This is a genomic window from Streptococcus sp. 1343 (assembly GCF_013277355.1).
Lineage (GTDB): Bacteria > Bacillota > Bacilli > Lactobacillales > Streptococcaceae > Streptococcus > Streptococcus pseudopneumoniae.
The window spans coordinates 16,406-39,695 of record NZ_VMMT01000057.1; the positions used below are offsets into that span (position 1 = coordinate 16,406).

Sequence of the window (23,290 nt, forward strand, 5' to 3'; positions counted from 1 at the left end):
CTGATTATTTTACAATAAATAAAAATAGGGGGACACGAAATGGACACCAAAGCTAAAAAGTTCACACTTGCAACGATTTCAGCTCTATCACTTCTTGGGGTAGGAATTGTTACATCACAATCAGTAGTTGCTAATGATAGGCTGGTTTCCACTCAAGCAATCAAAGGTCAATCCTACAATATCTTAAACTCTGAGGTCACTAGTACTTCTTCTGGTACTACTCTAGTTGGGATTGAAGGGACTTTCTTAACGCCAGATAAACAGGCTATCTTAGATCGTATCAATGCTATTCGAAAAGAGGCAGCAGATGAAGGTCTAGTTACTAGCTATGTTCCGATCAAATGGTCAACTGAACTAGAAAAAACAGCCTTCGTTCGGGCAGCAGAAGCTTCTGTAACTAGGCATCATAAACGTTTATCTAATAAAGATATTTGGAGTGCCTGGCCTTCAGGGAATTTTTCACTAGCCGAAAACTTAGCTTGGAACTATGATGGATTTATGACAGCTATTAATCAATGGTATGACGAAAAAGCAGATTACGTCAAATCTCGTAGTGGGGCAAGTGTATCTGGTCAAACTGGACACTACGAATCCTTAATCAATTCAGAATTGACCTATATGGGTTTGGCAGCCTTTGAAAACCCTGTCACTCAAAATGGATGGATTACCGTTGCACAAAGTTTCGGAACATCATCTGGTGGCTCTGAAGAATTAGCTGGTGGTTATGGAAAGGCCATTCAATATACAGAAGCAAATTCTTCTCAGATTCAAACATTTGCGACTAAGGCGAATCTTTTTGACAAAGACTTGAAGGCAATCGGAACTCATACCAGTAAGAAAACAAAACAAGGTAAGTCTAACGGGACTAATAAACCAGGTTTCTTTTTTCAAATGCAAGATATTGGTAGGGGTATGGGTTTTTGGCAACAATCGGGCTCTCGTTGGTGGTTTATGCAACTTGATGGGTCTTACCCTTACAATCAGTGGGCAAAATTAGATAATATCTGGTATCACTTCGATAGTTCAGGCTGGATGCAGACAGGTTGGTTGAAAGACGGTAAGGCTTGGTACTATCTCGACGGTTCAGGCGCTATGAAAACAGGCTGGTTTACAGTTTCTGGTAAATGGTACTATGCCTATAGCTCTGGTGCACTAGCAATCAATACGACTACACCTGACGGTTATCGTGTCAATGCCAACGGTGAGTGGGTATAGGATAAGATTATAAAAAATAGATAAAAAGAAAAGGAATACAAAAATTATGAAAAAAATCGTTTTAACGACTACAGCAGTTTTATCACTCCTAGCAACAGGAGCTACAATTTCAAGTGTCAATGCTGCAGACATTCCAATGGTCAAAGTATGGTCTCCAGCAGCCAATGCTTATGTTGAAGTCCCTGCTATTGGTTATCGTGATACAGATTTAGTCGCAACAGATGTGACGCTTGTAGAAAAAAGAAAAGCACAACTCGGAGCATTTTCTAAAGGTAATAGTGAATTTATAACGGTTGATTATGTAGACAAAGCTTATAGACAAGAATTTTCTAAGCAATTTGCAAGTTTTGAATCCAATGGTATCGCCACATTCAACGGTAAAACAATTGTCTTTAAAGCAACAGACTATGGTATCTATACCATGAAGTTTGAGCTAAATGGTACTCGCTATAAGTTAACTGCTGATGTCAGAGAAAATCTGGGAAAAGGTGGTCCTTTTTACACTTATGTAACCAAACTAGAAGTCTTATCAAATAATCAAGCAAATACTATCTCGAATACGAGTACTGAAAAACAAATAGAAGCAACAATTACAAAGGTTGAAATTGATTATTTTGGACTTAGCTTCGAAGGAAAAATTTCAGAGCCACTACAACACGGGGGAGATAAAGCCGCCAAAGGAAATATTACTTTAATTGATAAGGATAGTGGAAAAGTTGTATATCAAAGTCATAATGCGGTAATTTTTAGTGGTTTAACTAAAGACGTTAGTGACCAATTTCTACTCCCCTTAATTTATAGCAATAAATTTAAAGGTGATATTTTTGTTTCAAAACAGTTTCCTGCTGGAACATATATCTTGGAGATGTCTGGGGAAGCTGGTTCACCTTATGATCACTTAACTGATACAAGAAAACGTGTCTTTAAAGTTAGAAAAGAGGTGACTATCGGAAATCCTTCGAGAAATTCAAATATTAACACGACTACTCAATCAGGTTCGAATTCATCTAGCTCGTCAACTTCTACAAGTTCGTCATCTGGAAACTATTCTAACACGGATACAACCATGACGACCCATCAGTCTAAATCTACTTGGATGTATTCGAATGGTCGCTGGTGGTATAAACACGAAGATGGCACTTATACAACTAATGACTGGGAAAAAATCAATGGTGTTTGGTATCGTTTTGATAACTCTGGTTGGATGCAAACTGGCTGGGTAAAAGACAACGGCACGTGGTACTATCTCGACGGCTCAGGTGCTATGAAAACAGGCTGGTTTACAGTTTCTGGCAAATGGTACTATGCCTATAGCTCTGGTGTACTCGCAATCAATACAACTACACCTGATGGCTACCGTGTCAATTACAACGGTGAGTGGGTATAAAAACAATTTCAAATTGTAAGATTAAACATATGAAAAAATTATTTCTATTCAGTATTAGTATATTAGCTATCTCTATTTTAACGGCTTGCCAACATCAGAGTGAAAACACTTCTGCAACAAGTTCTGAAGCAATTGCTTCAAGTACTAGTTCAACTTCTTCTACATCGGAAGAGAAGAAACCTGATTACACCCTATATAATCCTGTTCTTAAAGAATATGCCAAAGTATTAGATGGTTCGTCAACTTCACATACAGAGATCAATTCAAAAGCAAACTTAAAAAACACTTATCCTAAAGAATATTCTGGATTACAGTATAGCTTGTATGATTTAGACCAAGACGGTACGGACGAACTTTTGATTGCCCTAAAAATGGATTCTAACTATTACGATTTATTAGATATTCGAACTCTTAAAAATGGTGAAGTTATTCGACTGACCAATGCAGAAAACAATCTGGACTTTATTGGAGAGCGAGTACATTTTAATCCTTTAGAAAATGGTTATTTTCAATTATCTACCCGAGTATCTACTAATCAAATCCAACTTAAACTATACAAGTTGAATCAGGATGGAACACGGTTAGAACTAGTCATTGAATCAGATACAGAAGAGGGACTGGGGACAAAACCACCTTCCCTTGACCTAAGATCTTTCTTTTGGAAATCTGTCACAAGTCTTATAAATGGAGAAACAAGCCTTCCGTCAGAAAGTAAAGGGATGGATATTACTGCAATTCAAAATGGAGATTTTTCTAGTGTCGCAGGCACTTGGAGGAATCGTACAGGTATTGAATTCACCTTTGACAAAAATGGTTTAGTAAGTGATCATTCCAAGATTTCAATTGAACATGCTAAGGAAATTGACCACTATCTCAAGGCAAGTTCTGTTTCTAAAGATGGAGGTGCTGGTGCAGCTATTGCCTTTTTGCCAGCAGGAATCCCTATAACCATGTCTGTCACCTCTTCTTCAGATAATGGCTATACTGACTCGTCTGATATTACACAAGACCGCTTATGGTTTGGACACCAACTTATCAATGGTAGTACCGAGGGATTTTTTTACAAGGTAGAATAGTTTTAATAGACTTACAAATTTATCAATAAGAATGTCGGAAAATTTTCTGATATTCTTATTTTTTTGACTTCCTTTTCGAATAGATAAGTAAGAGGAAAAGAAAAGGAGTTTGCTTCATGTATCTACCGATTTTCTATTCATGGTATATTAAATTATTTTTTAAATAAAATTTAATTTAGTTGTACATTTTCGAAATTTTTTTCGAATAGATAAGTAAGAGGAAAAAGGAAGGAGTTTGGTTTATGTATCTGCCAATTTTCTATTCATGGTTCATTAAATTATTTTTTAAATAAAATTTAATTTAGTTGTACATTTTTGAAATTTTTTTCGAATAGATAAGTGAGAAGAAAAAGAAAGGAATAAAATAATGAAAGAACATTATTACGGATTTGTTGAGCTAACTTCGGAAGAATTGACCGATATTCAAGGTGGAGAAAGTTGGGTGAAGACCCTTGCAGATTGGTACATTGGATTTCGTAGAGGTTTTGGTTTTTAGGAGGATAAGAGATGAATGAAATGAATGATAAGTATACTATTGAAGTATTAAAGGAGAGCGACTTAGCTTTGCTGGTGGGTGGTAGCAAGGAAAGCTATCAACGGGGTCTAATTACAGGTCTATTGTTACGCGGTGTATTTATTGGAACCCCATTTTTTAGAAGATAAGATTTAGAAAAAATAGAACAAGAGGAGAAAAAAGATGACAAATTTTGACAAAATGGAACAGAACTTTGTAGCTCTTACAGAAGAAGAGTTGATGGATGTGGATGGGGGAGCATTGCCTCTTGTAATCGCCGGAGTGTCTATCTGGAAGATAGGTGCAGCAGTAGCAGGTGGAGCAGCAGCGCTTTTTGCTGGAGGAGCAGCTTTGGGGTATTATGCGAATAGACCATAATCTGATTGTAGTCAGAGAGGCATTTCTATGTTTTTAAAAAAAGAAGTGATATTATTAGGGGTATTGTTATCGCTACGTATTATTTTTACTATCGTTCAAATTTTAATTGATTATAAAATATTATCTGGACAGTATAGTATAAATTTTATGGATATTTCAGAAGTATTTACTTATCCAATACTCATTTTAATCATTTACATAGCAATAAAATATAATACAAAGGAGTAATGACGAATATGAACTTAGAACAATTTTATCAATTATCTGACGATGAATTAGTGGGAACAAAAGGTGGTTTTGGTCTTGCGGAAGCAGTTGGGATTGCAGGAGTACTGAATGCTGCTGTACAAATTTTTAATGCTGGTTACAAATTTGGTTCAGATTTGGCTCGTCGTGGGCGTTAGATAATGAATAATCGCAACCTTAATCTCAATACATTGTTACCTAAACTAGCCACTATATTTCCTTTGTTGGGAATAATTCTTAATGTCGCGCTTCATGTGATTCGTACAGGTTCGTTAGTATACTTTAATTGGCAATGGACTTTGGTTGGTTTGCTTTTCTCAGCATATTTTGGTATTTTTCGCAAAGATTTGTCAAAAAATAATCAAAACTATAAATGAAGAACATGAATCAAAAGGATTTTGTGTATATGAATGGTAGCGTTTTTCCGCCATTCTTGTCAGGTAGATAGGAGCTTTCTATGAAAACATTTTTATTAGGCTTTACTGAGGGTTATTTTACCGTATCGCTCATAATCTACATCGCAACGTATTTGATTTTGAGAAATCCAATCAATACCCTATTTTATCCAGAAATTTACCCTGTTTTATTTGGGCTCTTTTATCTAGGATATAAGGTCAATAAAAAGCGAGTAGAGTAAACAGTTAAGAATGACTTGTTAGTCTGCGCTAAAATGGCTAGGCTAGAATCTAGGAATGCATCACATTGGAGTTTAATATGAAATTTATTAAATCAATACTGAAAGTTTGGCCTGAAATTATGGTATTACTTAGTTCAATGTCTTATATCATCATCAGATTAGTAGCTGACATGAATAAAGTATCTTTACTTACTTGGTTTGATAGTTTCAATATACCAACGATTGCATTATTTATGATGGTCTTCATTCTTTTATACAGAAGTAAAGAAAAAAAGAATGGATAAATTTGAGGTAGTAGACGCTCTATAGGGAATAGGTGTCTTATAGTAACGAATCAAAAAAAGGAGTAACTATGAATCGTAATTTAGAACGGTGTTATCTATTCTGACTAGGAATAGATTATACCAGAGGTGGCTTAGAAATAGCAGGGACATTAAAAATTGAAGTAACTATGAATCGTAATTTAGAACGGTGTTATCTATTCTGACTAGGAATAGATTATACCAGAGGTGGCTTAGAAATAGCAGGGACATTAAAAATTGAAGTAACTTTAAATAGGATGTCGTAAAGGTTACTATCAATGATTTATTTGTCCCAAGCTTGCCTAGGGTGTCAGAAAAAAATCATTTTCCTTTCAATAGCATATTTTTAGTAGGTAGGACGTTTGTTCTGCCTATTTTTTGCCAAAAAGTTCAGTTGAGGTGTTTATTTATATCGTTTGAAGTTTATTTGTATTGTTGTTCGTACTTTTTTGATAAAATAGTTATAGAAATTAGGAGAGTTGAAGAAAAGAAATGAAGAAGGTTTTAAGATATTTTTTAGTATTTGTTTTTCTATTTTTGATGAATATTTTCATCTTTAAGATACTAGCAACTCTGGGATTTCAGCTGACAATGAGTGAAAAGAGTTATATTGTACCACCGCTGTTTTCGATTATCGTTTTGTACATGATTGACAAAAGAATTAGGAAGAAAAAGAAATCTTTGTAATCAACTTAAGGAGTATTACTATGGATGAGTTGAAACGTGAAATTGGTTATAAAATCAAAACTATTAGGCGATCTTGTGGAAAAACTCAGATAGATATTTGTGGTGATGAATCAGAGTTGACGATTCGTCAGCTAGCACGTATTGAAAATGGGCAAGCTTTAGCAACACTTCCTAAATTATTATTGATTGCGGATAAACTTGGAGTATCATTACAGAATATTGTGGATGTTAAGGTTATAGAGATTCCAAAAGGATTCCTAAAACTCAAAGATGAGCTGATTCATTCTCAAACCTACGCTGATAAGGGAAGAATCGAACGAAAAGAAGCTATACTTGAGGAAATATATGAAAACTATTATGAGAATTTGCCTGAGGAAGAGCAGTTAATTGTGGATGTGACACAAGCTCGTTTTGATATTTATGGTAGTTCAGATGTGACCTACGGTTTAGGGTTAGTGGAAGAATATTTCCAGCAGTTATTAAAAAAGAAATATTTTTCTGTAAATGATTTGTTGATTATTGAATTGTATTTCTTTTGTTGTGCTATGGGATTAAAAGATAAAGAACATTTTGAGGAGTTAGCTCAAAAAGTATTGCTATGTTCAGAATATGAAGATAAGGCTAGCCTAGCTCAGATGGAAAAAGTTCTTCTGAGCCTATTTATCCAAATTCAGACAGAAGATAGTCTGATATATATTCAAACATTTGAGAAAATTATTGCTAAAACAAGACATGTTTTTTACCGACCTCATCTATTTTTGCTAAAGGCAAAATATGCTTTATTTGTAGACAAGAATATTTTAGAGGCAGAAAGTTTCTATGAAAAGGCAATTTCTCTAGCAGAATTGCTAGATGATCAGATATTAGTTCAGAGAATCTTAGAAGAAAAACAAATAGATTTCCCAACAACCTGACTTCTAAGTCATGTTGTTTTTTTCATGTTTTTGTTATACTAAGTCTATAAAGAAAACGCTCTCAAAAAGAAAGGAGGTTTATTATGGTTGGAACGTTATTTGTCCCTTTAAGTATAAGAGTTTGGTTCTATCTATAATATCAGGTAGAGATTAATGGAATAAAGTATTCTTATATTGGATTAAAGGAATGTTTTAATAGGTTTCCTACATTAGTATAGAGGATGAAACTCAATTTTCAATGATATAAAAGAGTGATTTGGAGATTGTGAGGGTTGAGTATGTTTATTTATGATGTAGGAAGTGTAAACTAAAAAGGAGGTAGTAATCGTATAAAAGTTAAATAGACATTATCTTTTATTGAGTCTTAGTGATATAAAAGTAATTTGATAATCTAGGAAAATGTAGTAGTAATTTATTTATTATAGATATGTTAATAAAAGTAGTATAAAATATAGACGAACATTTGAAGAGAGTTAGGAATACAACATGTGCGAATTAACTCTCAATAAAACATACATAATATACAAAAGGAGTACACTAAAATGAAATCTAAAAGAATGGAATTTCATAATAAATTTCTCATTGTTTCAGCAATGTTAGCAGTCATTAGTTGGTTAAGCTTAGGTGTTGTTTCTTTTCCTATGTTGGCTGGGACATTAGGAATTTCGACAAAAGCTGCTGCTACTGTAGTCAATTTGATTAGTGCTTATAGTACAGTTACAGCAGTAATTTCAATTGTAGGTGCAATCACAGGAGTAGGTTCTATTGGTTCGGGTATTGCAGCAACAGTTCTTTATATATTGAAAAAGAAGAGTGCTGCTCAAGCAGCTCTATGGTAGAACTAGATGAAAATACTTTCTAAAAAAGAATGTGAAAGTATTTTAGGTTATCTTAATTTTATTGGGATAACCCTTTTGTTTTTTGTTATCATAAGTTTGTCAATCTATTTTAAAAGCTATCTTCCTTTTCAAGGGAAATTATTTTTACTTTTTTTGGTAGTAGATTACGCTACTTTGAATCGTTATAATATGAAACTGCCTATCCAAAGTAAAAAAATAAATACTTTCTATATAAGGAAAAACTATATTTTTCTCTATCTTCTTGCCATTGTCAAGAAATATTATTCTTTCCAAATTTTACAATCATTCATTTATTTATTTATTTTGTATTTTCTAGATATTATTGGATATTTTTATTTATACATTACTCTTTGTTTGATAGTTATTCAAATTATTTCTTTAATTCTACCTAGTTTGTTTTCAATTATAAGTAAATTGTTCTTATTTTTATCTATAGGACTATTGTCTATAGAACAAGGACAAGTTGTAATTTATGTCATACTACTCAATTATTTTATTTTAGTTATGGGGATATTAGATAATCACGCGAGTAATTTCTATTTTAAAAGCAGTCGAATGAGCCAAAAAAGATTTCGTAGCAGTCTATTTATATTGCTTCGTTTTTGTTGGTTAAATAAAGGGTTAACTTTTTCTTTTATTTTGATTAGTATTCTTCTTTCCTATCTATTTTGGTATATGATGACGATGTTATCAATTGATGGTACAAAAATACCAATATTGTTTCTTTATACCTCAATATATATCACATTAATGGAGGCAATAATAGGGAATCATAAATCCTCAATTGGGGTAGATCTAGCTTTACTTCAATTATCTGCTCTTAATCATTCTAAAATGAATTTCTTTTTTAAGAATGCACAACTAATGATGTTGACGCATTTAATCTCTTTCTTACAATTTTCATTGTTGTTATGTTTGATTCCGGTGACAAGTTATAGTAATGATATAAAAAGTATTTTGTTGAATTTGTTATTGATTCCATTCAATTATTTTATAGCCTATGTCTATTATAAGAAAGCTCTATTTTTAATTAAAGGTACAATTAGTTTATTGAGATGGAGTTTTCTGGTTTTATATTGTTTTCTGATATTATTTGTAACTTTAGTAGGGGGCATTAGATGAGAAAAAGTGGTTTTCTGATTTACTATGTGTTATTTTGTACGGTCTGTTTTTCACTAGGTTTACTTTTAAGCTTTATATTAAAAAGTGAGACTTTTGCTACTATACCTCCGAAACTGGAATTACAATTTACATTGACAGTTTTACAGGCAAATTCTACAAATTTTTTGCTATATCTATTCTGTTTTCCGATTTCGCCCTTATTGCAACTTTTTGATTTGCTATCTTTAGGAATACAATTGGGTATATCTGGTCAGATGATTGGAATAGTAGCTACAATAAAAGGAATATTACCTCATGGTCTTATTGAAATACCGAATTTTATTTGGTATCAAGGTATGAGTCAGTATCTTTTATACCGATTATTGAAGGATAGGGGAATTGAAAATATACTTATTTATATAAAAAGTAATTTAAAATGGTATATCATTTCTTATATTTTATTAATTTTAGCAGCGTTGATAGAGGGAATTAAATTATGAAAATTGAAAATGAATCTAAAAGTTATGATAAATGTATACTGAAAAATATATCACTAGAGATTGATAAGGGAATTTACAGAGTTGAAGGAGAGAATGGTTCAGGAAAGAGCACCCTTCTACAACTTTTAGCTGGGCTAGAGACTTTTGATAGTGGTTTAAAGAATTGTGTCTCCAAAGATGTACTATACCTTGATACCAATCAGCTTGGGGTTATTCCATTTACTATAGAAGAAAATTTGCAGTTGTTGTGTGATTCTTTTCAAATCCATCTATCATTTGAGGATAAAGAACAAATTAATACTTTTTTTGATAATAAAATCGGAGATAACTATATGACAGCATCTACTGGAACAAAATTCAAATTAGGCTTATCCTTAATTTTTGCTAAAAATTGGGATTATATTTTTATTGATGAGACCTTATCAACAGTGGATGCAAGAAGTATTGATATGATTGCTAAACGTTTAATTTCCATGAAAGAAAGCTCTACTATTATATATGTATCTCATAATTTATTGAATCAAGAATTGATTAGCAAATCTCAAAGGATTTTAATAGAGGAAGGACGGGTTTATGAAATTTCAAACAAATAATAGTTTATACAAATTAATGAATCTGATTATTTATCTTTTTCTTTTATATTTGTTTATTGATTTACTGATGAAGTCGGGAATTTTAGATGAACAAATTGATAAATTATCTGAACTATCTAATCTTTTTACAATTAAAATAGAAACAATATTGACAGTGATTTCTGTTGTTTTCACATTTATAGCAACTCTTATTGAATATGGATTTTCTCTCTTTCTGATTACATTATTTTCTGATAAGGATAAGAGGAACTTTGGAGATATTCTTTTATCTAAAAATATAACCTTAAGTTTTAGCATTTTACTTTGTTACTTATTTAATCCATCGGATATAAAGTTTGCTTATTTCAGCATATTGACAGTATTACTAATTGGGATAACAAATTATGCGAGATTTAAAAATTTAAGATTGACAGTAGTATTTTCTGTACCATTTTTATTTAATGCTATAGTGTCTATTATAAATAGTTTTTAGAAATACTAAAATTTCTTTTCTTTACTTAATAATGACACGAAATCATTTCGGTTTTATTAACTTGGAATTCTTATATTTTCTAGGTAGAACGTTTGTTCTGCCTATTTTCTTTATCCAAAAAGTGCAGTTGGGAGGGAGATAGGCGCATTTGGGGAGGAAGTCCAGTTTTTGTTTGAGGATTGGGGTAAGATAGTTGTTATCAGATGAGTTTATACTCTTCGAAAATCAAATTCAAACCACGTCAACGTCGCCTTNNATCTACAACCTCAAAACAGTGTTTTGAGCAGCCTGCGGCTAGTTTCCTAGTTTGCTCTTTGATTTTCATTGAGTATTAGGAAAAAGGAGATGAAGATGAAATTTGGGAAACGTCACTATCGTCCGCAGGTGGATCAGATGGACTGCGGTGTAGCTTCATTAGCTATGGTTTTTGGCTACTATGGTAGTTATTATTCTTTGGCTCACTTGCGAGAATTGGCTAAGACGACTATGGATGGGACGACGGCTTTGGGCTTGGTCAAGGTGGCAGAGGAAATTGGTTTTGAGACGCGAGCAATTAAGGCGGATATGACGCTCTTTGACTTGCCAGATTTGACTTTTCCTTTTGTTGCCCATGTTCTTAAGGAAGGAAAATTGCTCCACTACTATGTGGTGACTGGGCAGGATAAGGATAGCATTCATATTGCCGATCCAGATCCTGGGGTGAAATTGACCAAACTGCCACGTGAGCGTTTTGCGGAAGAATGGACAGGAGTGACTCTTTTTATGGCACCTAGTCCAGACTACAAGCCTCATAAGGAACAAAAGAATGGTCTGCTCTCTTTTATCCCTATATTAGTGAAGCAGCGTGGCTTGATTGCCAATATCGTTTTGGCAACACTCTTGGTAACCTTGATTAACATTGTGGGTTCTTATTATCTGCAGTCTATCATTGATACCTATGTGCCAGATCAGATGCGTTCGACGCTTGGGATTATTTCTATTGGGCTGGTTATCGTCTATATTCTCCAGCAGATTTTGTCTTACGCTCAGGAGTATCTCTTACTTGTTTTGGGGCAACGCTTGTCGATTGATGTGATTTTGTCCTATATCAAGCATGTTTTTCACTTGCCCATGTCCTTCTTTGCGACACGCAGAACAGGGGAAATCGTGTCTCGTTTTACAGATGCCAATAGTATTATTGATGCGCTGGCTTCGACCATCCTTTCGATTTTCCTAGATGTGTCAACGGTTGTCATTATTTCCCTTGTTTTATTTTCACAAAATACCAATCTCTTTTTCATGACCTTATTGGCGCTGCCTATCTACACAGTGATTATCTTTGCCTTTATGAAGCCGTTTGAAAAGATGAATCGGGACACCATGGAAGCCAATGCGGTTCTGTCTTCTTCTATCATTGAGGACATCAACGGTATTGAGACTATCAAGTCTTTGACCAGTGAAAGTCAGCGTTACCAAAAGATTGACAAGGAATTTGTGGATTATCTGAAGAAATCCTTTACCTATAGTCGGGCAGAGAGTCAGCAAAAGGCTCTGAAAAAAGTTGCCCATCTCTTGCTCAATGTCGGCATTCTCTGGATGGGGGCTGTTCTGGTCATGGATGGCAAGATGAGTTTGGGGCAGTTGATTACCTATAATACCTTGCTTGTTTACTTTACCAATCCTTTGGAAAATATCATCAATCTGCAAACCAAGCTTCAGACAGCGCAGGTTGCCAATAACCGTTTAAATGAAGTGTATCTGGTAGCTTCGGAGTTTGAGGAGAAGAAAACAGTTGAGGATTTGAGCTTGATGAAGGGAGAGATGACTTTCAAGCAGGTTTACTATAAGTATGGCTATGGTCGAGATGTCTTGTCGGATATCAATTTGACCATTCCTCAAGGCTCTAAGGTGGCTTTTGTGGGGATTTCAGGGTCAGGTAAGACGACATTGGCCAAGATGATGGTTAATTTTTACGACCCAAGTCAGGGAGAGATTAGTCTGGGTGGTGTCAATCTCAATCAGATTGATAAAAAAGCCCTGCGCCAGTACATTAACTATCTGCCTCAACAGCCCTATGTCTTTAACGGAACGATTTTGGACAATCTTCTTTTGGGAGCCAAGGAGGGGACGACACAGGAAGACATCTTACGGGCGGTTGAATTGGCAGAGATTCGGGAGGACATTGAGCGGATGCCACTGAATTACCAGACAGAGTTGACTTCGGATGGGGCAGGGATTTCAGGTGGTCAACGGCAGAGAATCGCTCTGGCGCGTGCTCTCTTGACAGATGCACCGGTCTTGATTTTGGATGAGGCGACTAGCAGTTTGGATATTTTGACAGAGAAGCGAATTGTTGATAATCTCATGGCTTTGAACAAGACCTTGATTTTCATTGCTCACCGCTTGACCATTGCTGAGCGGACAGAGAAGGTGGTTGTTTTGGATCAGGGCAAGATTGTCGAAGAAGGAAAGCATGATGATTTGCTTGCACAGGGTGGCTTTTATGCCCATTTGGTAAATAGCTAGAAAGAGGAGAGGATGAAAGCAGAATTTTTAGAAAGTGCGGAGTTTTATAATCGTCGTTACCATAATTTTTCCAGTCGGGTGATTGTACCTATGTCCCTTCTGCTCGTGTTTTTGCTTGGATTTGCAACATTTGCAGAGAAGGAGATGAGCTTGTCTACTAGGGCTACTGTCGAACCTAGTCGTATCCTTGCAAATATCCAGTCAACTAGCAACAATCGCATTCTTGTCAATCATTTGGAAGAAAATAAGCTGGTTAAAAAGGGAGAACTGTTGGTTCAATATCAGGAAGGGGCGGAGGGTATCCAAGCAGAGGCCTATGCTAGTCAGTTGGACATGCTTAAGGATCAAAAAAAGCAATTGGAGTATTTGCAAAAGAGCCTGCAAGAAGGGGAGAACCACTTTCCAGAGGAGGATAAGTTTGGCTACCAAGCCACCTTTCGCGACTACATCAGTCAAGCAGGCAGTCTTAGGGCTAGTACATCGCAACAAAACGAGACCATCGCGTCCCAGAATGCAGCAACTAGTCAAACCCAAGCTGAAATCGGGAATCTCATCAGTCAAACAGAGGCTAAAATTCGCGATTACCAGACAGCTAAGTCAGCTATGGAAACAGGTGCTTCCTTGGCCAGTCAGAATCTAGCCTACTCTCTCTACCAGTCCTACAAGTCTCAGGGCGAGGAAAATCCGCAAGCTAAGGCTCAGGCTGTTGCGCAGGTTGAAGCGCAGCTTTCTCAGTTAGAATCTAGTCTTGCTACTTACCGTGTTCAGTATGCAGGTTCAGGTACCCAGCAAGCCTACGCGTCTGGTTTAAGCAGTCAATTGGAGTCTCTCAAATCCCAACACTTGGCAAAGGTTGGTCAGGAATTGACCCTTCTAGACCAGAAAATCTTGGAAGCAGAGTCAGGTAAGAAGGTACAGGGAAATCTTTTAGACAAGGGGAAAATTACGGCGAGTGAGGATGGGGTACTTCATCTCAATCCTGAGACCAGTGATTCTAGCATGGTTGCAGAAGGTGCCTTACTAGCCCAACTCTATCCGTCCTTGGAAAAAGAAGGGAAAGCCAAACTTACAGCTTATCTCAGTTCGAAAGATGTAGCAAGGATCAAGGTCGGTGATTCTGTTCGCTATACTACGACTCATGATGCCAAGAATCAATTTTTCCTAGATTCTACTATTACAAGTATTGATGCGACAGCTACTAAGACTGAGAAAGGGAATTTCTTTAAAATCGAGGCGGAGACTAATCTAACTTCGGAGCAGGCTGAAAAACTTCGATATGGGGTGGAAGGTCGCCTGCAGATGATTACGGGCAAGAAAAGTTATCTGCGTTATTATTTGGATCAATTTTTGAACAAAGAGTAATGTTCGTGTTTTTAGAGTTAAATGATTTTAAAACTGTGAGAAAGATGTTTCTTGCAGTTTTTTCTTTATGATTTTTGACGTCACTACGCTATTTATTCGGTTAAATTCTTGTATTTTTTGGTTTTTTATGGTAGAATGTGCTCAAGTAATACGAAAGGCGAACTTTAAAATGTCAAAACAATTGATCTATTCGGGAAAAGCTAAAGATATCTATACAACAGAGGATGAAAATCTTATTATTTCAACTTACAAGGACCAGGCGACTGCTTTCAATGGTGTCAAGAAGGAGCAGATTGCAGGTAAGGGAGTCTTGAATAATCAGATTTCATCTTTTATTTTTGAGAAGTTAAATGCAGCTGGTGTAGCGACTCACTTTGTGGAGAAGCTTTCAGACACGGAGCAACTCAATAAAAAGGTTAAGATTATTCCTTTGGAAGTCGTGCTCCGAAACTACACGGCTGGTTCCTTTTCAAAACGTTTTGGTGTAGACGAAGGAATCGCATTTGAGACTCCGATTGTCGAATTTTACTATAAAAATGATGATTTGGATGACCCGTTTATCAATGACGAACATGTGAAATTCCTACAGATTGCGGATGACCAGCAAATCGCCTACTTGAAGGAAGAAACTCGTCGTATCAATGAACTTTTGAAGGTCTGGTTTGCTGAGATTGGACTTAAGTTGATTGACTTTAAGCTAGAGTTCGGTTTTGACAAGGATGGCAAGATTATCTTATCAGATGAATTTTCACCAGATAACTGCCGCTTGTGGGATGCGGATGGCAACCACATGGATAAGGATGTTTTCCGTAGAGGATTGGGAGAACTAACCGACGTTTACGAAGTTGTCTGGGAGAAGTTGCAAGGTTTGAAATAATCTGTTTGCAACGGAAAACCTTCGTCTCTCAACTAAAAGGACTCAGGCTGAAAAGGTCCCCCAGACCTTTTCACTCCGTAGGGGATTAGGAGAGCTAACAGACGTTTATGAGATTGTTTGGGAAAAGTTGCAGGAATTGAAATAACAACCTCAAGGTCGTTGGGAACATTGCAAGAGCTGAAATAAAGGAATAAGGATTGATGGATAAACGTATTTTTGTTGAAAAAAAGGCTGATTTTCAGGTCAAGTCAGAGAGTTTGGTGAGAGAACTCCAGCATAACTTGGGACTTTCAAGCTTGAAAAGTATTCGTATTGTGCAAGTCTATGATGTCTTTGATTTGGCGGAGGACTTGTTTGCACCTGCAGAGAAGCACATCTTCTCTGAGCAGGTGACCGACCATGTTTTAGATGAAGTATCTGTGCAGGCGGATCTTGCTAATTATGCTTTCTTTGCCATTGAAAGCCTGCCAGGGCAGTTTGACCAGCGTGCAGCTTCTTCGCAAGAAGCCTTGCTTTTGCTGGGAAGTTCGAGTGATGTAACGGTCAATACAGCACAATTGTATTTGGTCAATAAGGATATTGATGCGACTGAGTTGGAAGCGGTCAAGAACTACTTGCTCAACCCAGTTGATTCTCGTTTCAAGGACATCACGACAGGGATTGCCAAGCAGGAATTTTCTGAGTCAGACAAGACCATTCCTAAATTGACTTTCTTTGAAAGCTATAGGGCAGAAGACTTTGCTCGCTACAAGGCCGAGCAAGGGATGGCCATGGAAGTGGATGATTTGCTCTTTATCCAAGACTACTTTAAGTCAATCGGGCGCGTGCCGACGGAAACAGAACTCAAGGTTTTGGATACTTACTGGTCTGACCACTGCCGTCACACGACTTTTGAGACAGAGTTGAAACAGATTGATTTCTCAGCTTCTAAATTCCAAAAGCAATTGCAGTCAACCTATGACAAATATATCGCTATGCGTGATGAGTTGGGACGTACGGAAAAACCGCAAACCTTGATGGATATGGCAACTATTTTCGGTCGTTATGAGCGTGCCAATGGACGTTTGGACGACATGGAAGTGTCAGATGAAATCAATGCTTGCTCAGTAGAAATCGAAGTGGACGTTGATGGTGTGAAAGAACCATGGCTCCTAATGTTCAAGAATGAAACTCACAACCACCCAACGGAAATTGAGCCATTTGGTGGGGCTGCTACCTGTATCGGTGGAGCCATTCGTGACCCATTGTCAGGTCGCTCATATGTTTACCAAGCCATGCGGATCTCAGGTGCTGGTGATATTACAGCACCGATTTCAGAAACTCGCGCTGGGAAACTGCCACAACAAGTCATTTCTAAAACAGCGGCTCATGGTTATTCTTCATACGGTAACCAGATTGGGCTTGCAACAACCTACGTTCGTGAATATTTCCACCCAGGTTTCGTTGCTAAACGTATGGAACTTGGTGCCGTTGTTGGTGCGGCTCCCAAGGGCAATGTTGTCCGTGAAAAACCGGAAGCGGGCGATGTCATTATCCTCCTCGGTGGTAAGACTGGACGTGACGGTGTCGGTGGTGCGACAGGTTCTTCTAAAGTTCAAACGGTTGAGTCTGTAGAGACTGCTGGTGCTGAGGTTCAAAAAGGGAATGCCATCGAAGAACGCAAGATTCAACGTCTGTTCCGTAATGGCGATGTCACTCGTCTTATCAAGAAGTCTAATGACTTTGGTGCTGGTGGTGTCTGTGTAGCTATCGGTGAATTGGCAGACGGTCTTGAAATCGACCTTAATAAGGTGCCTCTTAAATACCAAGGATTGAATGGTACCGAAATTGCCATCTCTGAATCTCAAGAACGGATGGCAGTCGTGGTTCGTCCTGAGGATGTAGATGCCTTCGTTGCTGAATGTAACAAAGAAAATATTGACGCTGTTGTGGTGGCGACAGTGACGGAAAAACCAAATCTTGTCATGCACTGGAATGGTGAAACCATTGTCGACTTGGAACGCCGTTTCCTTGATACCAATGGTGTGCGCGTGGTCGTTGATGCAAAGGTTGTAGATAAGGATGTCAAACTCCCAGAAGAACGCACAACAAGCGCTGACACACTGGAATCAGATACCCTTACGGTTCTATCTGACCTCAACCATGCAAGTCAAAAAGGATTACAGACTGTCTTTGACTGCTCTGTTGGACGCTCAACGGTTAATCACCCACTTGGTGGTCGTTACCAACTTACACCAACTGAGGCATCTGTGCAGAAATTGCCAGTTCAACACGGTGTGACTCATACTGCGTCGGTCATTGCTCAAGGTTTCAACCCATATGTAGCTGAATGGTCTCCATACCACGGTGCTGCTTATGCGGTTATCGAAGCAACTGCTCGTTTGGTGGCTGCTGGTGCCAAATGGTCTAAGGCTCGTTTCTCTTACCAAGAATATTTCGAGCGGATGGACAAGCAAGCAGAGCGTTTTGGTCAGCCAGTAGCCGCCCTTCTAGGCTCTATTGAAGCTCAGATTCAACTTGGCTTGCCATCTATCGGTGGGAAGGACTCCATGTCTGGTACCTTTGAAGAATTGACCGTTCCGCCAACCTTGGTTGCATTTGGGGTGACGACGGCAGATAGCCGTAAGGTGCTCTCTCCAGAATTTAAAGATGTTGGGGAAAATATCTACTACATCCCAGGTCAAGCCCTCTCTGCAGAGATTGATTTTGACTTGATTAAGAAAAATTTTGCTCAGTTTGAAGCAAGCCAAGCTGACCATAAAGTGACGTCTGCATCAGCTGTCAAATACGGTGGTGTAGTTGAAAGTTTGGCTCTTGCTACTTTTGGAAATCATATCGGTGCAGAGGTAATCTTGCCTGAACTTGAAAGTTCTTTGACAGCACAATTGGGCGGATTTGTCTTCACATCTCCTGAAGAAATTGCTGGAGTAGAGAAGATTGGACAAACGAAAGCAGCCTTTACACTGACTGTCAACGGTGTGAAGCTAGATGGACACAAACTTGACAGTGCCTTCCAAGGCAAATTGGAAGAAGTTTACCCAACAGAATTTGCTCAAGCCAAAGAACTGGCTGAAGTACCAGCTGTGGTATCAGATGTTGTGATTAAAGCAAAAGAAAAGGTTGAAAAACCGGTGGTCTATATCCCAGTATTCCCGGGAACCAACTCAGAATATGACTCAGCCAAGGCATTTGAAAAAGAAGGCGCAGAGGTTAACTTGGTGCCATTCGTGACACTCAATGAAGAAGCCATTGTCAAGTCAGTTGAAACCATGGTTGACAACATCGGTAAGGCTAACATTCTCTTCTTTGCCGGTGGATTCTCGGCTGCGGATGAACCAGATGGTTCAGCTAAGTTTATCGTCAATATCCTGCTTAATGAAAAAGTGCGTGTGGCTATTGATAGCTTTATCGCCCGTGGTGGCTTGATTATCGGTATTTGTAATGGATTCCAAGCCTTAGTCAAATCGGGTCTCCTACCATACGGAAACTTTGAAGATGCTAACAGTACTAGTCCAACCCTCTTCTACAATGATGCCAACCAACACGTGGCCAAGATGGTGGAAACTCGTATTGCCAATAGCAACTCGACATGGTTGGCTGGTGTGCAAGTGGGCGATATCCACGCTATTCCTGTTTCGCACGGTGAAGGGAAGTTTGTCGTGACGGCTGAGGAATTTGCAGAGCTCCGTGACAATGGACAAATTTTCAGCCAATACGTTGACTTTAACGGTAAACCAAGTATGGATTCTAAGTACAATCCGAATGGTTCTGTCCATGCCATCGAAGGAATTACCAGCAAGAATGGTCAAATCATCGGTAAGATGGGCCACTCAGAACGTTATGAGGATGGTCTTTTCCAAAATATCCCAGGCAATAAAGACCAACACCTGTTCGCATCAGCGGTTAAACATTTCACTGGAAAATAAGACTTACAGATTTTCTAATAGATGGTATCAGTAATGTAAAAGTCATGTAAATCTAGCTCTTGATGATTACAAATGAAAATTAGGTATAAAAAATGACATACGAAGTAAAATCTCTTAATGAAGAATGTGGTGTTTTCGGTATTTGGGGACATCCAGATGCTGCTAAGTTGACCTATTTTGGTCTCCATAGTCTTCAGCACCGTGGTCAAGAGGGGGCAGGAATCCTCTCCAATGATCAGGGGCAATTGAAGCGCCATCGTGACATGGGACTTTTATCAGAAGTCTTCAGAAATCCTGCTAATTTGGATAAATTGACGGGAACTGGTGCGATTGGGCATGTGCGTTACGCGACTGCTGGCGAAGCTTCTGTAGATAATATCCAGCCCTTCCTCTTCCGTTTTCACGATATGCAGTTTGGGTTGGCTCATAATGGAAATCTGACCAATGCAGCCTCTCTCAAGAAAGAACTGGAACAAAGAGGCGCGATTTTCAGTGCGACTTCGGACTCTGAAATCTTGGCTCACCTCATTCGTCGCAGTCATAATCCTAGCCTGATGGGCAAAATCAAGGAAGCGCTCAGCCTTGTCAAAGGTGGTTTTGCCTATATCTTGCTGTTTGAGGACAAGTTGATTGCGGCTCTTGACCCCAATGGTTTCCGTCCGCTTTCTATCGGGAAAATGGCTAACGGAGCGGTGGTTGTTTCCTCTGAAACCTGTGCTTTTGAGGTTATTGGTGCTGAATGGATTCGTGATTTGAGGCCAGGTGAGATTGTGATCATTGATGACAAGGGCATCCAGTATGATAGCTATACAGATGATACTCAGTTAGCAATCTGTTCTATGGAGTATATCTATTTTGCCCGCCCTGATTCTAACATTCATGGTGTCAATGTTCATACGGCACGTAAACGTATGGGTGCCCAATTGGCGCGTGAATTCAAGCATGAGGCGGATATCGTGGTCGGTGTACCCAATTCTTCCCTCAGCGCGGCTATGGGATTTGCGGAAGAATCAGGCTTGCCAAATGAAATGGGACTTATCAAGAACCAATACACCCAACGGACCTTTATCCAACCGACTCAAGAATTGCGGGAGCAAGGGGTGCGGATGAAACTATCTGCTGTTTCTGGTGTTGTCAAAGGCAAGCGTGTGGTTATGATTGATGACTCTATTGTACGTGGAACAACCTCTCGTCGTATCGTTCAGCTCTTGAAAGAAGCTGGTGCGACTGAGGTTCACGTTGCCATTGGTAGTCCAGCGCTTGCTTATCCATGCTTCTACGGGATTGATATCCAGACCCGTCAGGAGCTAATTGCGGCCAATCATACTGTTGAAGAAACTCGCCAAATCATTGGTGCGGACAGTCTGACTTATCTTTCTGTTGAAGGGTTGATTGATTCAATTGGTATTGAAACGGATGCGCCAAATGGCGGTCTCTGTGTCGCTTACTTTGACGGTGATTACCCAACGCCTCTCTACGACTATGAAGAAGACTATCGTCGAAGTTTGGAAGAAAAGACCAGTTTTTACAAATAGATGACAGATTCTCCATTAAAGAAAAGGAATATAAAAATGACAAATAAGAATGCTTATGCTTCACGTCTCACTACTGACTAAAAGTTAAAGCATTTGTCAGTAGACGCTTTCTCCTATGGGACCAAAGCTAGAGACCTGACTAGTATTTTTAGATAAAATAATTGTTTATCTAAAAATACGTCGCAGTCTTTCCCAAAAAAGAAAAGGAAAAATAAAATGGCAAATAAAAATGCGTACGCTCAATCTGGTGTGGATGTTGAAGCGGGTTATGAAGTTGTTGAACGGATTAAAAAGCACGTGGCTCGTACGGAGCGTGCAGGTGTCATGGGAGCTCTGGGAGGCTTTGGTGGTATGTTTGACCTTTCAAAAACAGGTGTCAAAGAACCTGTCTTGATTTCAGGAACTGATGGTGTCGGAACCAAACTCATGTTGGCTATCAAATACGACAAGCACGATACTATCGGTCAGGACTGTGTGGCCATGTGTGTCAATGATATCATCGCTGCGGGTGCGGAACCCCTCTATTTCCTTGACTACGTAGCGACAGGGAAGAATGAACCAGCTAAGCTAGAACAAGTTGTCGCTGGTGTGGCAGAAGGTTGTGTGCAGGCAGGCGCTGCCCTCATTGGTGGAGAAACGGCTGAAATGCCTGGCATGTACGGCGAAGATGACTATGACTTGGCTGGTTTTGCGGTCGGTGTGGCTGAAAAATCTCAAATCATTGACGGTTCAAAGGTGGCAGAAGGAGATATTCTTCTCGGACTTGCTTCAAGTGGGATTCACTCCAATGGTTACTCTCTTGTTCGTCGTGTCTTTGCGGATTACACAGGTGAGGAAATCTTGCCAGAATTGGAAGGCAAGCAACTCAAGGAAGTTCTTCTTGAACCGACTCGTATCTATGTCAAGGCTGTCTTACCACTCATCAAGGAAGGCTTGGTCAATGGCATTGCCCACATCACTGGTGGTGGCTTTATCGAAAATGTCTCTCGTATGTTTGCAGATGACCTAGCTGCTGAGATTGATGAAAGCAAAGTTCCAGTGCTTCCTATTTTCAAAGCTCTTGAAAAATATGGTAAAATCAAACATGAAGAAATGTTTGAAATCTTCAATATGGGTGTGGGACTTATGCTAGCAGTCAGCCCTGAAAATGTAGGTCGTGTCAAGGAATTGCTGGATGAACCAGTCTATGAAATTGGTCACATCGTCAAGAAAGAAAACGAAAGTGTCATCATCAAATGAAAAAAATAGCGGTTTTTGCCTCTGGTAATGGCTCAAATTTTCAGGTGATAGCGGAACAATTTCCAGTAGAGTTTGTCTTTTCAGACCATCGTGACGCCTATGTGCTCGAACGTGCAGACAAGCTCGGCGTTCTGTCCTATGATTTTGAACTCAAGGAGTTTGAGAGCAAGGCAGACTACGAAGCGGCCCTTGTCGAACTCTTGGAAGAACACCAGATTGACTTGGTTTGTCTAGCAGGCTACATGAAAATCGTTGGGCCAACCTTATTGGCGGCTTATGAAGGCAGGATTGTCAACATTCATCCAGCCTACCTGCCAGAATTTCCAGGAGCTCATGGGATTGAGGATGCTTGGAATGCTGGCGTTGCTGAGAGCGGCGTGACCATTCATTGGGTGGATTCAGGTGTGGATACAGGAAAGGTTATCAAACAAGTGCGTGTGCCACGGCTTGAAGGGGATACCCTAGATACTTTCGAGACTCGCATACACGAAACAGAGTACAAACTGTATCCAGAATTGTTGGATAGTTTGGGAGTGGAGAGGAAGAAATGATTATGGACCAATACTATATGGAGTTAAAGAATAAGTTATCTAACAGACCAATCCTACTGGATAATACTAATGATTTTCTTTTTGTTTTAGTAAATACAGTGAAAGCTATGATAGAAAATACTGATAAAAGTCAGCTTTCAGAGTTAGATAAAATTTTAGACGGTGTCACAAGTCAAGAATTGAAACTTGCCTATGATTTTTGTCAAGGGAAATTCGGTCAAGCAGGTTTTTCTTATCGTAGGCACCCGAATTATTTTTATTTGTCCAGTTTAATTGCGACTTTTCCAGAATTTGAGTTGTCTAAAGCAGACCGAGATTACCTCAAAGGAATCATAAATTTTGATAACTACCTTTTATATGAGTTAGATTAGTCTTTAATCACCTCAAAACCCTATTTATTCAAAAGGAGAAAA

Annotated in this window: 26 protein-coding genes; all 26 read left to right on the forward strand. The window is 38.4% G+C overall.

Features of this window, described 5'->3' with window-relative positions:
* Window positions 1-39 precede the first annotated feature (39 nt).
* The 26 genes from HT709_RS08240 (at window position 40) to HT709_RS08360 (ending at window position 23,248) form a co-directional block, all read left to right on the forward strand.
* On the forward strand, window positions 40-1,215 hold the full coding sequence (locus tag HT709_RS08240; RefSeq protein WP_172925672.1) for a CAP domain-containing protein: 1,176 nt from the start codon (window positions 40-42) through the stop codon (window positions 1,213-1,215).
* Between the two features lie 46 nt (window positions 1,216-1,261).
* Window positions 1,262-2,602 carry an N-acetylmuramoyl-L-alanine amidase family protein gene (locus HT709_RS08245; RefSeq protein ID WP_172925673.1) on the forward strand — a complete coding sequence of 447 codons (1,341 nt, stop codon included), beginning with the start codon at window positions 1,262-1,264 and terminating at the stop codon, window positions 2,600-2,602.
* A 29-nt stretch (window positions 2,603-2,631) separates the two neighbouring features.
* Complete coding sequence (locus HT709_RS08250; RefSeq protein ID WP_172925674.1) at window positions 2,632-3,678, forward strand: DUF6287 domain-containing protein; 1,047 nt, start codon at window positions 2,632-2,634, stop codon at window positions 3,676-3,678.
* 367 nt (window positions 3,679-4,045) lie between these two features.
* Entirely contained in the window at window positions 4,046-4,174 is a 129-nt protein-coding gene (locus HT709_RS08255) for a smi_0059.1 family bacteriocin-like peptide (RefSeq protein WP_000658224.1), read from the forward strand.
* An 11-nt stretch (window positions 4,175-4,185) separates the two neighbouring features.
* Window positions 4,186-4,341, forward strand: coding sequence for a hypothetical protein (locus tag HT709_RS08260; RefSeq protein ID WP_171039272.1), 156 nt, complete (start codon window positions 4,186-4,188; stop codon window positions 4,339-4,341).
* Window positions 4,342-4,375: 34 nt separating this feature from the next.
* Window positions 4,376-4,570 (forward strand): class IIb bacteriocin, lactobin A/cerein 7B family, encoded by a 195-nt coding sequence (locus tag HT709_RS08265; protein WP_000180815.1) that lies wholly within the window; start codon window positions 4,376-4,378, stop codon window positions 4,568-4,570.
* Between the two features lie 236 nt (window positions 4,571-4,806).
* Entirely contained in the window at window positions 4,807-4,974 is a 168-nt protein-coding gene (locus HT709_RS08275) for a class IIb bacteriocin, lactobin A/cerein 7B family (RefSeq protein WP_001047583.1), read from the forward strand.
* A 3-nt stretch (window positions 4,975-4,977) separates the two neighbouring features.
* The gene (locus HT709_RS11900; protein WP_079247587.1) at window positions 4,978-5,193 is read left to right on the forward strand and encodes a bacteriocin immunity protein; all 216 of its coding nucleotides are present in this window, start codon (window positions 4,978-4,980) and stop codon (window positions 5,191-5,193) included.
* 80 nt (window positions 5,194-5,273) lie between these two features.
* A complete protein-coding gene (locus tag HT709_RS08280) occupies window positions 5,274-5,453 on the forward strand; it encodes a hypothetical protein (protein ID WP_000846995.1) in 180 nt (59 codons plus the stop codon).
* A 77-nt stretch (window positions 5,454-5,530) separates the two neighbouring features.
* A complete protein-coding gene (locus HT709_RS08285; RefSeq protein WP_023938646.1) occupies window positions 5,531-5,737 on the forward strand; it encodes a hypothetical protein in 207 nt (68 codons plus the stop codon).
* A gap of 510 nt (window positions 5,738-6,247) precedes the next feature.
* Complete coding sequence (locus tag HT709_RS11905; protein WP_000757185.1) at window positions 6,248-6,442, forward strand: hypothetical protein; 195 nt, start codon at window positions 6,248-6,250, stop codon at window positions 6,440-6,442.
* Between the two features lie 20 nt (window positions 6,443-6,462).
* On the forward strand, window positions 6,463-7,356 hold the full coding sequence (locus HT709_RS08290) for an XRE family transcriptional regulator (protein WP_138706030.1): 894 nt from the start codon (window positions 6,463-6,465) through the stop codon (window positions 7,354-7,356).
* Window positions 7,357-7,898: 542 nt separating this feature from the next.
* A complete protein-coding gene (locus tag HT709_RS08295; RefSeq protein ID WP_000837727.1) occupies window positions 7,899-8,195 on the forward strand; it encodes an uberolysin/carnocyclin family circular bacteriocin in 297 nt (98 codons plus the stop codon).
* A gap of 6 nt (window positions 8,196-8,201) precedes the next feature.
* Window positions 8,202-9,338 (forward strand): hypothetical protein, encoded by a 1,137-nt coding sequence (locus HT709_RS08300; protein WP_000698830.1) that lies wholly within the window; start codon window positions 8,202-8,204, stop codon window positions 9,336-9,338.
* Entirely contained in the window at window positions 9,335-9,817 is a 483-nt protein-coding gene (locus tag HT709_RS08305) for a stage II sporulation protein M (RefSeq protein WP_001232096.1), read from the forward strand. The genes HT709_RS08300 and HT709_RS08305 overlap by 4 nt, the downstream gene beginning before the upstream one ends.
* Complete coding sequence (locus tag HT709_RS08310; protein WP_000687786.1) at window positions 9,814-10,410, forward strand: ATP-binding cassette domain-containing protein; 597 nt, start codon at window positions 9,814-9,816, stop codon at window positions 10,408-10,410. The genes HT709_RS08305 and HT709_RS08310 overlap by 4 nt, the downstream gene beginning before the upstream one ends.
* Window positions 10,391-10,882, forward strand: coding sequence for a hypothetical protein (locus HT709_RS08315; RefSeq protein ID WP_172925675.1), 492 nt, complete (start codon window positions 10,391-10,393; stop codon window positions 10,880-10,882). Before HT709_RS08310 ends, HT709_RS08315 begins: the two co-directional genes overlap by 20 nt.
* Before the next feature lie 351 nt (window positions 10,883-11,233).
* Entirely contained in the window at window positions 11,234-13,387 is a 2,154-nt protein-coding gene (gene comA, locus HT709_RS08320; protein WP_023935464.1) for a peptide cleavage/export ABC transporter ComA, read from the forward strand.
* A gap of 12 nt (window positions 13,388-13,399) precedes the next feature.
* Window positions 13,400-14,749 carry a competence pheromone export protein ComB gene (gene comB, locus HT709_RS08325; protein ID WP_023935462.1) on the forward strand — a complete coding sequence of 450 codons (1,350 nt, stop codon included), beginning with the start codon at window positions 13,400-13,402 and terminating at the stop codon, window positions 14,747-14,749.
* 169 nt (window positions 14,750-14,918) lie between these two features.
* Window positions 14,919-15,626: a phosphoribosylaminoimidazolesuccinocarboxamide synthase gene (gene purC, locus HT709_RS08330; protein WP_000043297.1), complete on the forward strand. Its 708-nt coding sequence runs from the start codon at window positions 14,919-14,921 to the stop codon at window positions 15,624-15,626.
* 1 nt (window position 15,627) lies between these two features.
* On the forward strand, window positions 15,628-15,771 hold the full coding sequence (locus tag HT709_RS12225) for a phosphoribosylaminoimidazolesuccinocarboxamide synthase (RefSeq protein WP_079211609.1): 144 nt from the start codon (window positions 15,628-15,630) through the stop codon (window positions 15,769-15,771).
* Window positions 15,772-15,826: 55 nt separating this feature from the next.
* Entirely contained in the window at window positions 15,827-19,552 is a 3,726-nt protein-coding gene (locus HT709_RS08340; RefSeq protein WP_023935460.1) for a phosphoribosylformylglycinamidine synthase, read from the forward strand.
* 92 nt (window positions 19,553-19,644) lie between these two features.
* Window positions 19,645-21,087: an amidophosphoribosyltransferase gene (purF, locus tag HT709_RS08345; RefSeq protein WP_000220653.1), complete on the forward strand. Its 1,443-nt coding sequence runs from the start codon at window positions 19,645-19,647 to the stop codon at window positions 21,085-21,087.
* A 216-nt stretch (window positions 21,088-21,303) separates the two neighbouring features.
* Window positions 21,304-22,326 carry a phosphoribosylformylglycinamidine cyclo-ligase gene (purM, locus tag HT709_RS08350; protein WP_023935458.1) on the forward strand — a complete coding sequence of 341 codons (1,023 nt, stop codon included), beginning with the start codon at window positions 21,304-21,306 and terminating at the stop codon, window positions 22,324-22,326.
* Window positions 22,323-22,877 carry a phosphoribosylglycinamide formyltransferase gene (purN, locus tag HT709_RS08355; protein WP_002256676.1) on the forward strand — a complete coding sequence of 185 codons (555 nt, stop codon included), beginning with the start codon at window positions 22,323-22,325 and terminating at the stop codon, window positions 22,875-22,877. Before purM ends, purN begins: the two co-directional genes overlap by 4 nt.
* Before the next feature lie 2 nt (window positions 22,878-22,879).
* Window positions 22,880-23,248 (forward strand): hypothetical protein, encoded by a 369-nt coding sequence (locus tag HT709_RS08360; protein ID WP_002224354.1) that lies wholly within the window; start codon window positions 22,880-22,882, stop codon window positions 23,246-23,248.
* Window positions 23,249-23,290: the final 42 nt, after the last annotated feature.